The organism is Roseateles sp. 22389, from assembly GCF_052044995.1.
In the GTDB taxonomy this organism is placed as follows: Bacteria; Pseudomonadota; Gammaproteobacteria; order Burkholderiales; family Burkholderiaceae_C; genus Roseateles.
Genome location: NZ_JBQEOF010000019.1, coordinates 56,664 through 70,101, shown reverse-complemented (window position 1 = coordinate 70,101; position 13,438 = coordinate 56,664). Strand labels below are relative to the sequence as shown.

Annotated in this window: 16 protein-coding genes; 12 read left to right on the top strand and 4 right to left on the bottom strand. The window is 67.5% G+C overall.

Translation table 11 applies throughout. The features are described from left to right. The first annotated feature begins 117 nt into the window (after window positions 1–117). The 5 genes from ACTJKJ_RS21790 (at window position 118) to ACTJKJ_RS21770 (ending at window position 2,976) form a co-directional block, all read left to right on the top strand. The gene (locus tag ACTJKJ_RS21790) at window positions 118–384 is read left to right on the top strand and encodes a hypothetical protein (protein WP_091733441.1); all 267 of its coding nucleotides are present in this window, start codon (window positions 118–120) and stop codon (window positions 382–384) included. A gap of 173 nt (window positions 385–557) precedes the next feature. Then, entirely contained in the window at window positions 558–1,223 is a 666-nt protein-coding gene (locus ACTJKJ_RS21785) for an OmpA family protein (protein WP_440821997.1), read from the top strand. A gap of 27 nt (window positions 1,224–1,250) precedes the next feature. Continuing rightward, on the top strand, window positions 1,251–1,955 hold the full coding sequence (locus ACTJKJ_RS21780) for a hypothetical protein (RefSeq protein WP_440821995.1): 705 nt from the start codon (window positions 1,251–1,253) through the stop codon (window positions 1,953–1,955). Between the two features lie 245 nt (window positions 1,956–2,200). Beyond that, window positions 2,201–2,362, top strand: a complete 162-nt coding sequence (locus tag ACTJKJ_RS21775) for a DUF1328 domain-containing protein (RefSeq protein WP_091733447.1) — start codon at window positions 2,201–2,203, stop codon at window positions 2,360–2,362. Between the two features lie 65 nt (window positions 2,363–2,427). After that, window positions 2,428–2,976 carry a hypothetical protein gene (locus ACTJKJ_RS21770; RefSeq protein WP_147239700.1) on the top strand — a complete coding sequence of 183 codons (549 nt, stop codon included), beginning with the start codon at window positions 2,428–2,430 and terminating at the stop codon, window positions 2,974–2,976. A gap of 196 nt (window positions 2,977–3,172) precedes the next feature. On the opposite strand, the gene ACTJKJ_RS21765 is transcribed toward ACTJKJ_RS21770, so the two are convergent. Beyond that, window positions 3,173–3,652, bottom strand: a complete 480-nt coding sequence (locus tag ACTJKJ_RS21765) for a carboxymuconolactone decarboxylase family protein (protein WP_440821992.1) — start codon at window positions 3,650–3,652, stop codon at window positions 3,173–3,175. A 145-nt stretch (window positions 3,653–3,797) separates the two neighbouring features. Between ACTJKJ_RS21765 and ACTJKJ_RS21760 the strand changes: the two genes are divergently transcribed. Next, window positions 3,798–5,096 (top strand): MFS transporter, encoded by a 1,299-nt coding sequence (locus tag ACTJKJ_RS21760; RefSeq protein WP_091733453.1) that lies wholly within the window; start codon window positions 3,798–3,800, stop codon window positions 5,094–5,096. A gap of 168 nt (window positions 5,097–5,264) precedes the next feature. Here the strand turns inward: ACTJKJ_RS21760 and ACTJKJ_RS21755 are convergent, their stop codons facing one another. Further along, a complete protein-coding gene (locus tag ACTJKJ_RS21755) occupies window positions 5,265–5,480 on the bottom strand; it encodes a CsbD family protein (protein WP_091733455.1) in 216 nt (71 codons plus the stop codon). An 89-nt stretch (window positions 5,481–5,569) separates the two neighbouring features. Beyond that, on the bottom strand, window positions 5,570–5,839 hold the full coding sequence (locus ACTJKJ_RS21750; protein WP_310735081.1) for a hypothetical protein: 270 nt from the start codon (window positions 5,837–5,839) through the stop codon (window positions 5,570–5,572). Between the two features lie 328 nt (window positions 5,840–6,167). Here ACTJKJ_RS21750 and ACTJKJ_RS21745 point away from each other — a divergent pair, with 328 nt between their 5' ends. Further along, the gene (locus tag ACTJKJ_RS21745; protein WP_255488672.1) at window positions 6,168–6,290 is read left to right on the top strand and encodes a hypothetical protein; all 123 of its coding nucleotides are present in this window, start codon (window positions 6,168–6,170) and stop codon (window positions 6,288–6,290) included. Beyond that, window positions 6,287–6,706 (top strand): hypothetical protein, encoded by a 420-nt coding sequence (locus ACTJKJ_RS21740; RefSeq protein ID WP_440821989.1) that lies wholly within the window; start codon window positions 6,287–6,289, stop codon window positions 6,704–6,706. The genes ACTJKJ_RS21745 and ACTJKJ_RS21740 overlap by 4 nt, the downstream gene beginning before the upstream one ends. 81 nt (window positions 6,707–6,787) lie before the next feature. Here ACTJKJ_RS21740 and ACTJKJ_RS21735 read toward each other — a convergent pair whose 3' ends face one another. Next, window positions 6,788–7,483, bottom strand: a complete 696-nt coding sequence (locus ACTJKJ_RS21735) for a Bax inhibitor-1/YccA family protein (RefSeq protein ID WP_440821987.1) — start codon at window positions 7,481–7,483, stop codon at window positions 6,788–6,790. Between the two features lie 105 nt (window positions 7,484–7,588). Between ACTJKJ_RS21735 and ACTJKJ_RS21730 the strand changes: the two genes are divergently transcribed. The 4 genes from ACTJKJ_RS21730 (at window position 7,589) to greA (ending at window position 13,431) form a co-directional block, all read left to right on the top strand. Next, window positions 7,589–7,990, top strand: a complete 402-nt coding sequence (locus tag ACTJKJ_RS21730) for a GlcG/HbpS family heme-binding protein (protein WP_091733461.1) — start codon at window positions 7,589–7,591, stop codon at window positions 7,988–7,990. Between the two features lie 432 nt (window positions 7,991–8,422). Continuing rightward, window positions 8,423–9,583, top strand: coding sequence for a glutamine-hydrolyzing carbamoyl-phosphate synthase small subunit (carA, locus tag ACTJKJ_RS21725; RefSeq protein ID WP_440821984.1), 1,161 nt, complete (start codon window positions 8,423–8,425; stop codon window positions 9,581–9,583). An 18-nt stretch (window positions 9,584–9,601) separates the two neighbouring features. Continuing rightward, complete coding sequence (gene carB, locus ACTJKJ_RS21720; RefSeq protein ID WP_440821982.1) at window positions 9,602–12,868, top strand: carbamoyl-phosphate synthase large subunit; 3,267 nt, start codon at window positions 9,602–9,604, stop codon at window positions 12,866–12,868. Between the two features lie 83 nt (window positions 12,869–12,951). Further along, window positions 12,952–13,431, top strand: coding sequence for a transcription elongation factor GreA (gene greA, locus ACTJKJ_RS21715; protein WP_091733466.1), 480 nt, complete (start codon window positions 12,952–12,954; stop codon window positions 13,429–13,431). Window positions 13,432–13,438: the final 7 nt, after the last annotated feature.

The following is a 13,438-nucleotide window of genomic DNA, read 5'->3' as shown; positions in this document are numbered from 1 at the left end:
GGCATTCCCCTAGGAATCCGTCTGACACGCGGTTTGGCGGCCCGCCCACTGTTGGCGGCCCGGGTCGGTCTCTACAGTTCATCCCATGCCGACACGGTGTCGGCGCCGGAGACCGAGATGCTGACCACGACCCAAGACTTCGCCGCCAACCCGTTCGCGATGTTGCTGGATCCCGAGCGCGTCGCCCTGGAAGTGGCCGGTTCCGAACGCCTGGCGCGCCTGCGCAGCCGCATCTACCGCCCGCTGGACAAGCCGCTGATCGCGCACCGCGACGCCGGCGACCAGGCCGCCTACGACGAGGAAGTCGATGCGGCCGAGTTGTCCGAAGCCGATCTGCTCCCGCTGGACGACCAGCCGTCCATCGGCACCGAACTGAGCGCCTGAGAATCGCTGCCGGGGCAAGGGTCCCGGACGCCTTGGCGCGGCGCGTGTCGGTGCTGTCTGACCCGCGCTTCCGCCAGCCGACTACACCCGGACCCCCGCGATCTCCCTAGCATGACGCTCAACCGAGGTCCCTCTATCGTGTGACCGAGCCCACAGCCCGCCTGGAGACTGTCATGCGCCGCCCCCGAGTCCGCTCCCGTCACGTCGCCGAAGCCGCGCCAGGCGTCCTCGCCGGCCCGCGCTGGCGGTGGCTCGCGGCGGCCAGCCTGCCGGTCCTGGCGCTGGCCCTGATGGCGCTGGGCGGCTGTGCCTCGATGGGGGGCCATTCGGGTGCCCCCTCGACCTCACCGTCGACCACCGTCACGCCGGCGCTTCCCGCCGGCTCCGTCATCGGCGGGAATCTGTGGTCCCCCCGCATGGAGGAGCGCCGTCTGGCCGTCGTGCAAGCCAGCGGAGGCACCGGCATCGGCGTGGTCCGCACCGCGGACAACCAGCTCAAGCTGACCCTGCCCACCGATGCGGCCTTCGACCTGGGTCGTTCCGAGCTCAAGCCGGCGATGCGCCCCGCGCTGGATGAAGCCAGCCGCGACCTGGACGAGCAGGTCCGCATCACCATCGTCGGGCACACCGACAGCTCGGCCGGCGATGCGGTGAACGGGCCGCTGTCGCTGGATCGGGCGGAAACCGTGCGCGAATACCTGGTTCACCACGGCGTGCGGCGCGGCCGCTTGCTGGTGGAGGGGCGCGGCGGACGCCAGCCCGTGGCCAGCAATGCCACCGAGGCCGGAAGGGCCGCCAATCGTCGGATCGAGATTTTCCTGTCGCAACCCGCGTCCTAAGTTGTCATCAAGTACGGGAGTTGAGTCATGAATGCCTGCTGCCCCCGCCTGCTGCTGATGGCCGTGCTGGCCCCGGCCGCCCTGAGCTTCGCTCAGGCCGGACCCGCCAGCGAGCTGTCGCCGACCTCACTGGATGACCATGTCGAGCTGACCGGCCGAAGCCTGTCCGAGCGGTCGCGACAGGCGGCGACCGGCCGGAGTGCCGCGGCGAGCAGCCGCTATACCGTGACGCAGCATGCCGCCGAGCCGCTGGCAACCGCCAACCAGCCCGCCGGCGCCGCCGCCTGGTACGGCCGCGCGCCGCAGGCCACGCAGACGATGCTGTGGGCCCGTCCCTGGTCCGGCAGCGGACTGCGGCTGGGCGTGGGTGTCGAGCAGCGCGGCGCCGCGATCGGCGGCGGCCTGTATTCGACGCCGTACCAGAACGCCAGGCCGGGCGCGGCCGGCGACGCCGGCGTGCTGGTCGGCCTGGCGCTGCCGACCGGGCCGCGGTCGCATGCCTACGTGCAGACGCCGCTCGTCGACGCGCAGCGCGCCCAGATCGATGAACTCACCGTCCCCGGCATCAACAACCGGGATCAGCGCCAGCTGCGGGTGGGCATGGTCTTCAACACCCGCAAGCCCTATGCGGACCTGCGCAAGGGTTTCCGCATGGAGCTCAGCGGGCAGTCCTCGCTGACCTTCCGGCCGCGTGGCGGCCGCGTGGGCGTGACCTTCCAGAAGATCTGGTAACGGCCCCATCGCACCACCGCATTTCCTTCTCCTTGCAAGCCGGCGTCAGCCGGCTTTTGCATTGGCGCTGCCGTCTTGGGGCGCGCGCCGGGGCGCGGTTCCGCGTAGTCCGGCGCGGTAGGTCCTCTCCTACAGCGCGGCGGTTGACGCTCCGACGCGGGGTTGCGGTGCGGGACTGCCCGCGGCGGCCGGGCCAGTCCCTACAGTCATTCCATCGCGGCACGGTGCCGCGCAGGAGAACCAAGATGCTGCACTACGCCGTTGTCTTCTTCGTCATTGCCCTGATCGCCGCGTTGTTCGGTTTTGGCGGCATCGCCGCCGGTGCCGCCGGCATCGCGAAGATCCTGTTCTTCGTGTTCGTGATCATGGCCGTCGCGACCTTCGTGATGAGCCTGTTGCGAAAGTGACGATCCCCGTCATCGCTCGAACTGCTGACTGAACTGCTGCCCTCCACAACAAAGAAAGGATCGCCATGAACAAGCCCGCTACCGCCGCCCTGATCGCCGCCGCCCTGAGCCTGTGCGCCGGCATGGCGCAAGCCGCCAACTTCTCCAAGTCGGTCTACGACGGCGCGAAGGACGACATCAAGAAGACCTACAAGGTCGACAAGGATGCCTGCGACAAGCTGTCCGGCAATGCCAAGGACATCTGCGTCAAGGAGGCCAAGGGTCGCGAGGACGTGGCGCTGGCCCAGCTGGAATACAACTACAGCGGCAACGCCAAGGACGAGGCCAAGCTGATCGAGACCCGCTACGAGGCGCGCTATGAGGTGGCCAAGGAGCGCTGCGACGATCGCTCGGGCGAGGCCAAGGATGTCTGCCAGCGCGAGGCCAAGACCGCCTACGAGAAGGCGAAGGCCGAACTCAAGATGAACAAGAAGGTGGCGGAGGCCGTCGATGACGCCGAGCAAACCCGCGTCAAGGCCGACTACAAGCTGGCTTCCGAGAAGTGCAACACCCTGTCCGGCGACGCCAAGGACGTGTGTGTGAACTCGGCCAAGGCCCGCTACAGCCAGCGCTGATCCAGCGCTGATCCCGCTCAACCAGACAACCCCGGTGGGGGCGCGAGCCGGCCAGGTCCGGACCGCGCTGTCGTTGAACCGGCGGATCCGGGCCAACAACTCGAACATCGCCCGGATCCCCCTGTCGACACCTGTTGCAACGGCGCCCCGAAGGGCGCCGTTTTCTTTTGCCGACGTGGATCTTTGCTGGCGCGGATCAGACCAGGCCGGCCTTGTCCAGTCCGAAGGCCTTGTCCTGCGTGCCGGGCACGCTGCCGACCGCGACATTCAAGCGGTTCCAAGCGTTGATCGAGGCCACGAGCCAGGTCAGGTCCGACAGTTCCTTCTCGCTGAACTGCTCGCGCACTTCGGCGTAGACGGCATCGGACACGCCGCCGTCCGGAATGCGGGTGAGGACCTCGGTCCAGCGCAGCGCGGCGCGTTCGCGGGCGGAGAACAGCGGCGATTCGTGCCAGATGGCGACGTGGTGCAGGCGCAGGGCGCGTTCGCCGCCCATCACCGCCTGCTTGACATGCATGTCGAGGCAGAAGGCGCAGCCGTTGAGCTGCGAGGCGCGCATCTCGACCAGGTATTGCAGGCCGGTTTCCAGGCCGCTTTCCTTGAGGCCCATGGACAGCTCCACCAGCTTCTTGAAGGCGGGGGCGGACTGTTGCATGTAGTTGAAGCGTTGGCTCATCGTGGGCTCCGGGGTGAAAAGAGGGTTGGTAACGACAAGACGAAACAGCCCGCGCACGTGTGACATCGCCCTGCGCCCAGGCGGGTGGACCGGCTGGCTAAACTGGCCGGCGCCCGACCAAGAAGGCCCCGAACACACCGCCGCCGTGACTGCTCCACCTGCTTCCACCCCCGATCCCGCCTCCCCGTCCGACGCTTCGCCAGCCCCGCGCGTCAGCGTGTTCCGGCATCCGGGATTCACCGCCTTCCTGGTGTGCCGCCTGGCCGCCGTGTTCGCCGGCCAGATCCAGGCGGTGGTCGTGGCCTGGCAGGTGTACGACCTCACGCGCCAGCCGCTGGCGCTGGCCTATGTCGGCCTGGCGCAGTTCATCCCGATGCTGCTCCTGCTGCTGCCGGCCGGCGACCTGATCGATCGCTTCAGCCGCAAGCCGATCCTGGCCCTCAGCTGGGGCGTCAGCGCGTCCTGCAGCCTGGCGCTGTGGTGGCTGGCCGGGCACGGCCATGCCGGCGTGACCGGCATCTACGCCGTCCTGGTGGTGTTCGGCTGCGCGCGGGCCTTCTCCGGCCCGGCTTTGCAGAGCCTGTTGCCGCAGATCGTGCCGCGCGAGCAGCTGGCCCAGGCCATCGCCGCCAACAGCATGCTGTTGCGCGTCGCGAGCATCGGCGGCCCGTTCCTCGGCGGCCTGCTGTACGGCTTCGGCGGGGCAGGGCTGACCTACCTGGTCTGCCTGGTCTGCTTCGCCCTGGGCACCGCGCTGCTGGTCGGCGCGGTGCCGGTGCGCTTCGCCGCGCCGCCGTCGCCGGCCGGCGGCACGATCTGGCAGCGCTTCGGCGCCGGCATCCACTTCATCCGGTCGCGACCGATCATCCTCGGGACGATCTCGCTGGACCTGTTCGCGGTGCTGCTGGGCGGCGTGGTGGCGCTGCTGCCGATCTATGCGCACGAGGTGCTCCACGCCGGGCCGGAAGGCCTGGGCGCGCTGCGCAGCGCGATGGCTGTTGGCGAGGTCACGGCGGGCTTCTACCTCAGCCTGCGGCCGTTCAACCGCCATGTCGGCAAGGCGATGTTCGCGGCGGTGGCCGTGTTCGGGCTGGCGAACCTGGTGTTCTCGCTGTCGACGACCTTCTGGCTGTCCTTCGGCGCGCTGGCGATCGCCGGCGCGGCGGACATGGTCAGCGTCTACATCCGCGGCGCGCTGGTGCAGTTCTCGACGCCCGACGAGATGCGCGGCCGCGTGAACGCGGTGAACATGCTGTTCATTGGCTCGTCGAACGAGCTGGGAGAGTTCCGCGCCGGCAGCGCCGCCGCGGCGCTGGGCGCGGTCCCCGCAGCGGTGACGGGCGCGGTCTGCACGCTGGGGGTTGTCGCTGGCTGGGCGGCCCTGTTCAAGCCCCTGCGCACCGTCGACCGGTTCGAGGAAGCCACCCCGGCCGTCACACGCTGAGCGCGCTCCGCCGCGCTCGCTGCAGAGCGCGCTGGCGCAAAAAAGCCGCGCCGACCTGGAGGTGCAGCGCGGCAACAGGGAGGAAGCAGTCAATCATCAAACGCCCGGGGCGGGTGCCCCGGGCGTTCCGCCGGACCGTGCCGGCGCAGTCAAGGACCCGGAGCGGAATCAGCTCAGCCAGCGGTCATCGGCGCGGGTCTGCCAGTCGTCGAGCTGCTTGTCGGCCTCGTCCTTGGCGATGCCGTAGCGCTCCTGGATCTTGCCGGACAGCTGATCGCGCTTGCCGGCGATCACGTCGATGTCGTCGTCGGTCAGCTTGCCCCATTGCTCCCGGACCTTGCCCTTGAGCTGGGTCCAGTTGCCTTCGATGCGATCCCAATTCATACGAACTCCTTTCAGAAGCGAGTAGGTGACGATGGGACTTGGCAATTGCCGGACCCGTGCCGCCGCGGCGTCGGATCCGCAGGACCGGATCAGTGGTTGGTGCGACCGCGCACCGCGGGCGGAAGGTAATCCTTGCCGACCATGGCGCGAGCGAACAAGTAGTTGTTGCGGGCGCGGGCCGGGAGGCTGTCGAGGTCGACATGCCCTTGGGGATCGCATGGGAAGGACATCGCGCGTCCGGCGTCGAAGATCGATTCGAAGCGCACTTCGAATTGCGGGGCGGCGTCGGCGGCAATCTGGAGGAGGCTCATGTCGTTCTCCTGGTGAGTTCCTTTGCTTTCACTATCGGCGTTGGCCATGGTCCTTCCCATAAGCGCAACTCGGTGCGCGATGTCGGTGCCGGACGGTGGGCCATGTCGGATGTCGTCCTACAGCGTGTGGGCTCAACGGAAGGCGTTTCCGCGACGTTGACGGCCCGCGCGGTGGCCGCCCCGGACTTCACCCAGCTTTGCAAAAGGGGCTGGCGAGCGCCTTGCTCCCTGGCCTGTGGGGACGCGCTCCGGCGCGTCGCGCCCGCTGTGGGACAGCACCTACAGCGCCTCGCGGTGCCCGCTGCTTCGTCCCGGCCGCCGCCGCGGCGAGGATGCGTCCATCGCAACCTGATCCCGCTCCGGTTCGAGGCCCATCATGGACGACAACATGCTGATGCTGATGACGCTGTCCACCTGCACCGCCACCGCGTTGGCGCTGCGCATGTGGCAGTGGCTCGATGAACTGGGGCGGGACGATTCCCAGGAGGACCTGCCATGAGCGCCCGACCCCCGCTGCCCCCCGAACATCCCGCCGACGCCTCCATGGGCGACGCGTCCTCCGAGCGCCAATCGCTCAACGAGCATCCGCTGAGCCAGCAGGCCTTCGTCTGTGGGGAGGTCACCTACCGCACCGGCGACGGTCCGCTCGTGACGATCCGTCCGGGGCCGGTGGCCGTGGAGATCAACGAGATCGACGTGACCATCGGCTGGGACGACGGTGACGCCCGACTGAGCGCCGTCGTGCCGCGCAGCGAATACGCGCGCTTCATCGGCAGCGGCGCCATCAAGCCGGTGGTGGTGCATCGTCCCGACGCGTCCGGAGAGGGCGCTGGCCAAAGCGCTGGCGACGGCGGTGACGCCGCCCCCAGCGCCCATCCGGAGCTGGACAAGGCCCAGGGCCGGACGCCGCACTGATGCCGCACCGGTCCCGCGTCCCGGACAAGAAAAAACGCCTCGGTGGACCCGAGGCGTTTTTCGTTGGGGGAGGGTGACCGGTCAGTCGCGGTCGCCGCCGAAGATGCCCAGCAGCTGCAGCAACGCGGTGAACACGTTGTACAGGTCCAGGTAGATGTTCAGCGTGGCGCTGATGTAGTTGGTCTCGCCGCCGTCGACGACGCGCTTGACGTCCACCAGCATGAAGGCCGAGAAGATGCCCAGCACCGCCACCAGCAGCGCCAGGTGCACGCCCGTCGATTGCAGGAACACGTTGGCGATGCCGGCGATCATCGCGATCACGGCGCCGACGAACAGGAACTTCTGCAGGCCGGACAGGTCGCGCTTGACCACGGTGGCCAGCGACGCCATCGCGAAGAAGATCGCGGCGGTGCCGCCGAAGGCGGTCATGATCAGCGTGCCGCCGTTCTTGAAGCCGAGGATGGTCGCGAGCAGGCGCGACAGCATCAGGCCCATGAAGAAGGTGAAGCCCAGCAGCGCGGCGACGCCGACGGCGGAATGCTTGGTCTTCTCCACCAGGAACATCAGGCCGAAGGCGCCGACGAAGAACAGGATCATGCTGGCGCCGGTGCCCATCGCGGCCAGGAAGCCGGTGGCCACGCCGATCCAGGCGCCCAGGACGGTGGGGATCAGGGAGAGCGCGAGCAGCGCGTAGGTGTTGCGCAGGACGCGCTGGCGGTCGGCGGACAGCGAGGAGCCGTAGCCGCCCGGGTTCAGGTCGATGATGCGGTCGTTCATGTGCGTGCGCCCCATGAAGTGAGAGTTGGCGTCGATTGTAGGCACGGCCCTTAAGGCTTCGTTAAAGTGATCGTCTTTCCTTCAATCACCGCCACGAGGCCGCAGATGAAACAGAAGCCCTTCCTGACCCTGGACGATGTCAAGCGCATCGCCGCCGCGGCCGAGGCCGAAGCCCTCAAGAACAACTGGCCGGTGACGATCGCGATCGTCGATGACGGTGGTCACCTGCTGTGGCTGCAGCGCCTGGACAATGCCGCCGCGACCTCGGCGGTGATCGCGCCGGCCAAGGCCAAGACGGCGGCGCTGGGCCGTCGTGAATCGAAGGTCTACGAGGACATCGTCAACAACGGCCGCAACGCCTTCCTCAGCGTGCCGCTGGAAGGCCTGCTCGAGGGCGGCGTGCCGGTGATGGTCGAGGGCTTCTGCGTGGGCGCCGTCGGCGTCAGCGGCGTGAAGTCCAACGAGGATGCGCAAGTCGCGAAGGCAGGCATCGCCGCCCTCGGCTGAAGCCCCCGGCGCGAACCGGAATTCGTACTTCCGACCGCGCCATCGATCGACTCCAGTCCACTTCATCCCCGCAGTCCTGCGTCGCGGGGTCCTCGGTGGATCGGGGACGGCAAGGCGTGAGGTTTCTGCGCTCGACGCAGGGGCCTCATGCCTTGGCGGCCAAGCGCTCGAGGGTGGCAGTCCAGGGCGCGCCAACACCAGCGGTTTGCGCAAATCTTCTCCGTAGATACCCCGACGAGTTATACTCAGCAGGTTTACCCGCAACCTACCGCGTCCCGCACACTTCACCCCCGATCGCATCGGATCCCACACGGATCGACTCCCTCACAGGAGACCCGGTCGCACCCGCGCGCCAGCCGTCCACGGCGCGTGCCGGCGGCGGTCCAGGGCCCTGAAGCAGAGCCGGGCGCGCGCACAACAACGGAGTTTCCCGTGCTGCCCGATCTGCTTTCCGCTCCCCCCGCGATTCTTGCCCTGGCAGACGGCACGGTCTTCAAGGGTTCCGCGCTCGGCGCCGCCGGCCGGACCATTGGTGAAGTGGTGTTCAACACCTCGCTCACCGGCTACCAAGAAATTCTCACCGACCCCAGCTATTGCCGGCAGATCGTCACCCTGACGTATCCGCACATCGGCAACTATGGCGTGAACGATGAGGACGTCGAGGCGTCGAAGATCTTTGCCGCTGGCCTGATCATCAAGGAGGCGCCGGTCCTCGATTCGAACTTCCGCAAGGGCCGCACGCTGCGACAGTATCTGAAGGATGAGGGTACCGTCGCCATCGCCGACCTGGACACGCGCCGCCTGACGCGCGTGCTGCGCGAGAAGGGCGCCCAGAACGGTTGCATTCTGGCGCTGAGCGCCGGCGAGCAGATCACCCAGGCCCACATCGACGAGGCCATCGCCGCCGCCAAGGGCGCGCCCAGCATGGCGGGCCTGGACCTGGCCAAGGTCGTCAGCCGCACCGAACGCGAGACCTGGACCGAGACCGAGTGGACGCTCGGCAAGGGCTACGGCGAGCAGACCGCGCCCAAGTTCCACGTCGTCGCCTACGACTTCGGCGTCAAGAGCAACATCCTGCGCATGCTGGCCTCGCGTGGTTGCCGCATCACCGTCGTGCCGGCGCAGACGCCGGCCTCGGAGGTCTTCGACCTCGAGCCCGATGGCGTGTTCCTGTCCAACGGCCCCGGCGATCCGGAGCCCTGCGACTACGCGATCAAGGCCACCGCGCAGCTGATCGAGGCCGGCATCCCGACCTTCGGCATCTGCCTGGGCCACCAGATCATGGCGCTGGCCTCGGGCGCCAAGACCTTCAAGATGAAGTTCGGCCACCACGGCGCGAATCATCCGGTGAAGGACCTGGACAACGGCCGCGTCAGCATCACCAGCCAGAACCACGGCTTCGCGGTCGATCCCGGCACGCTGCCCGCCAACCTGCGCGCGACGCACGTCAGCCTGTTCGACGGCACGCTGCAGGGCCTGGCCCGCACCGACAAGCCGGCGTTCTGCTTCCAGGGCCACCCGGAAGCGAGCCCCGGCCCGCACGACATTTCGTATCTGTTCGACCGCTTCATCGGTCTGATGTCCAAGGCCTGATGAAGGGGGAGCCGACACATGTCCAAGCGTACTGATATCAAGAGCATCCTCATCATCGGCGCCGGCCCGATCATCATCGGCCAGGCCTGCGAATTCGACTACTCGGGCGCCCAGGCCTGCAAGGCGCTGCGCGAGGAGGGCTACAAGGTCATCCTGGTGAACAGCAACCCGGCGACCATCATGACGGACCCCGACACGGCGGACGTCACCTACATCGAGCCCATCACCTGGCAGGTGGTCGAGAAGATCATCGCCAAGGAGCGCCCCGACGCGATCCTCCCGACCATGGGCGGCCAGACCGCGCTGAACTGCGCGCTCGACCTGCACAAGCACGGCGTGCTGGAGAAGTACCAGGTCGAGATGATCGGCGCCAACGAGAAGGCGATCGAGAAGGCCGAGGACCGGCTGAAGTTCAAGGACGCGATGACCAAGATCGGTCTCGATTCCGCGAAGTCGGGCATCGCGCACTCGCTGGAAGAGGCCTGGTCGGTGCAGAAGCGCATTCACGCCGAGATCGGCGGCAGCGGCTTCCCGATGGTCATCCGCCCCAGCTTCACGCTCGGCGGCACCGGCGGCGGCATCGCCTACAACCCGGAGGAGTTCGAGGAGATCTGCAAGCGTGGCCTCGACCTGTCTCCGACCAATGAGCTGCTGATCGAGGAATCGCTGATCGGCTGGAAGGAATACGAGATGGAAGTGGTCCGCGACAAGGCGGACAACTGCATCATCGTGTGCTCGATCGAGAACCTGGACCCGATGGGCATCCACACCGGTGACTCGATCACCGTGGCCCCGGCCCAGACGCTGACCGACAAGGAATACCAGCTGCTGCGCAACGCCTCGATCGCGATCCTGCGCGAGATCGGCGTGGACACCGGCGGCTCCAACGTGCAGTTCTCGATCAACCCGGTCGACGGCCGCATGGTCGTCATCGAAATGAACCCGCGCGTGTCGCGCTCGTCGGCGCTGGCCTCCAAGGCCACCGGTTTCCCGATCGCCAAGATCGCCGCGAAGCTGGCCGTGGGCTACACGCTGGACGAGCTCAAGAACGACATCACCGGCGGCATCACGCCGGCCTCGTTCGAGCCCAGCATCGACTACGTCGTCACCAAGATCCCGCGCTTCGCCTTCGAGAAGTTCCCGATGGCCGACTCGCGCCTGACGACGCAGATGAAGTCGGTCGGCGAGGTGATGGCCATGGGCCGCAACTTCCAGGAATCGTTCCAGAAGGCGCTGCGCGGCCTGGAAACCGGCATCGACGGCCTCAGCGAGATCAGCGCCGATCGCGAGGAGATCGTGCAGGAGATCGGCGAGCCCGGCCCGTCGCGCATCCTGTTCCTGGGCGATGCCTTCCGCATCGGCATGACGCTGGACGAGGTCTTCGAGGAAACGAAGATCGACCCGTGGTTCCTGGCCCAGATCGAGCAGCTGATCAAGATCGAGCAGAGCCTCAAGGGCCGCGAGCTGGCCGGCCTGTCGGCCGACGAGCTGCGCCTGCTGAAGAAGAAGGGCTTCTCGGACAAGCGCCTGGCCAAGCTGCTCGGCACCAATCAGCACGAGGTCCGCAAGACCCGTCACGCGCTGAACGTGCGTCCGGTCTACAAGCGCGTCGACACCTGCGCCGCCGAATTCGCGACGCAGACCGCCTACATGTACTCGACCTACGACGAGGAGTGCGAGGCCAACCCCACCGACAAGAAGAAGATCATGGTGCTGGGCGGCGGTCCGAACCGCATCGGCCAGGGCATCGAGTTCGACTACTGCTGCGTCCACGCGGCGCTCGCGATGCGCGAGGACGGCTACGAGACCATCATGGTCAACTGCAATCCGGAGACGGTCTCCACCGACTACGACACCTCGGACCGCCTGTACTTCGAGCCGGTGACGCTCGAGGACGTGCTGGAGATCGTGGCGAAGGAGAAGCCGGTCGGCGTGATCGTGCAGTACGGCGGCCAGACACCGCTGAAGCTGGCGCTGGACCTGGAGGCCAACGGCGTGCCCATCATCGGCACGACGCCCGATTCGATCGACATCGCCGAGGACCGCGAGCGCTTCCAGAAGCTGCTGCATGAGCTGGGCCTGAAGCAGCCGCCCAACCGCACGGCGCGCAATGAAGACCAGGCCGTCGCGCTGGCCAACGAGATCGGCTACCCGCTGGTCGTGCGTCCGAGCTACGTGCTGGGCGGCCGCGCGATGGAGATCGTCCACGGCGACAAGGACCTGGAGCGCTACATGCGCGAGGCCGTGCGCGTCAGCGAGAAGTCGCCCGTGCTGCTGGATCGCTTCCTGGAGGACGCGGTCGAGGTCGACGTCGACTGCATCTGCGACGGCGAGGACACGATGATGGGCGGCATCATGGAGCACATCGAGGCGGCCGGCATCCACTCCGGCGACTCGGCCTGCTCGCTGCCCCCGTACACGCTGTCCAAGGAACTGCAGGACGAGCTGCGCCGCCAGACCGCGGCGATGGCCAAGGCGCTGAAGGTCGTGGGCCTGATGAACGTGCAGTTCGCGATCCAGGGCGATGTGACCAAGGGCCTGGCCGAGAACACGGTGTACGTGCTCGAGGTGAACCCGCGCGCCTCGCGCACGGTGCCCTTCGTCTCCAAGGCGACCAGCCAGCCGCTGGCCAAGATCGCCGCGCGCTGCATGGCCGGCGTCAAGCTCAAGGACCAGAAGGCCGCCGGCGGCAAGCCGCCGGTCGAGATCCAGCCCCCTTACTTCAGCGTCAAGGAAGCCGTCTTCCCGTTCAACAAGTTCCCCGGCGTGGATCCCATCCTCAGCCCGGAAATGCGTTCGACCGGCGAAGTCATGGGCGCCGGCCGGACCTTCGGCGAGGCCATGCTGAAGAGCCAACTGGGCGCGGGCTCGCGCCTGCCCCGCCAGGGCAACGTGCTGATCACCGTGAAGAACAACGACAAGGACCGTGCCGTTGCGCTGGCGCGTGACCTGGCGGCGCTGGGCTTCGGCGTGGTGGCGACCAAGGGCACGGCCGCGGCGATCGAGGCCGCCGGCGTGCCGGTGCGCGTCGTCAACAAGGTCAAGGACGGCCGCCCGCACATCGTCGACATGATCAAGGGCGGGGACATCCAGCTCGTGTTCACCACCGTCGACGAGACGCGCACGGCGATTGCCGACAGCCGTCACATCCGCCAGGCGGCGCTGGCCAACCGGGTGACCTACTACACGACGATGGCCGGCTGCGAAGCCGCGGTCGAAGGCATGAAGCACAAGGATGGCCTGCTGGTGCAATCGCTGCAGGAACTGCACGCCGAACTGCATTAAACTGCGCCATCCATTCCGCCGCCGCTGCTCAGCGACCCTGAGCGGCAGCGGCGGTTTGTTTTGTTTTTCAAGGTTCTAGAGACATGGCCACGACGATTCCATTGACCAAGCGCGGCGCTGAGAAGCTCAAGGAAGAACTGCATCGGCTCAAGACGGTCGAGCGGCATGCCGTGATCAACGCCATCGCCGAGGCGCGCGCGCAGGGCGACCTGTCGGAGAACGCCGAGTACGAGGCCGCCAAGGACAAGCAGGGCTTCATCGAGGGCCGCATCCTGGAGATCGAGGGCAAGCTGTCGTCGGCCCAGGTGATCGACCCGGCGTCGGTCGACGCGGGCGGCAAGGTCGTGTTCGGGACCACCGTGGACCTCGAGGAAGAAGAGTCCGGCAACGAGGTGACCTACCAGATCGTCGGCGACGACGAGGCCGACCTGAAGCAGGGCCTGATCTCGATCAGCTCCCCGATCGCCCGCGCGCTGATCGGCAAGGAAGCCGGCGACGTGGCCGAGGTGGTGGCCCCGGGCGGCATCAAGCGCTACGAGATCGTCGAGGTCCGCTACATCTGAGGCCTTC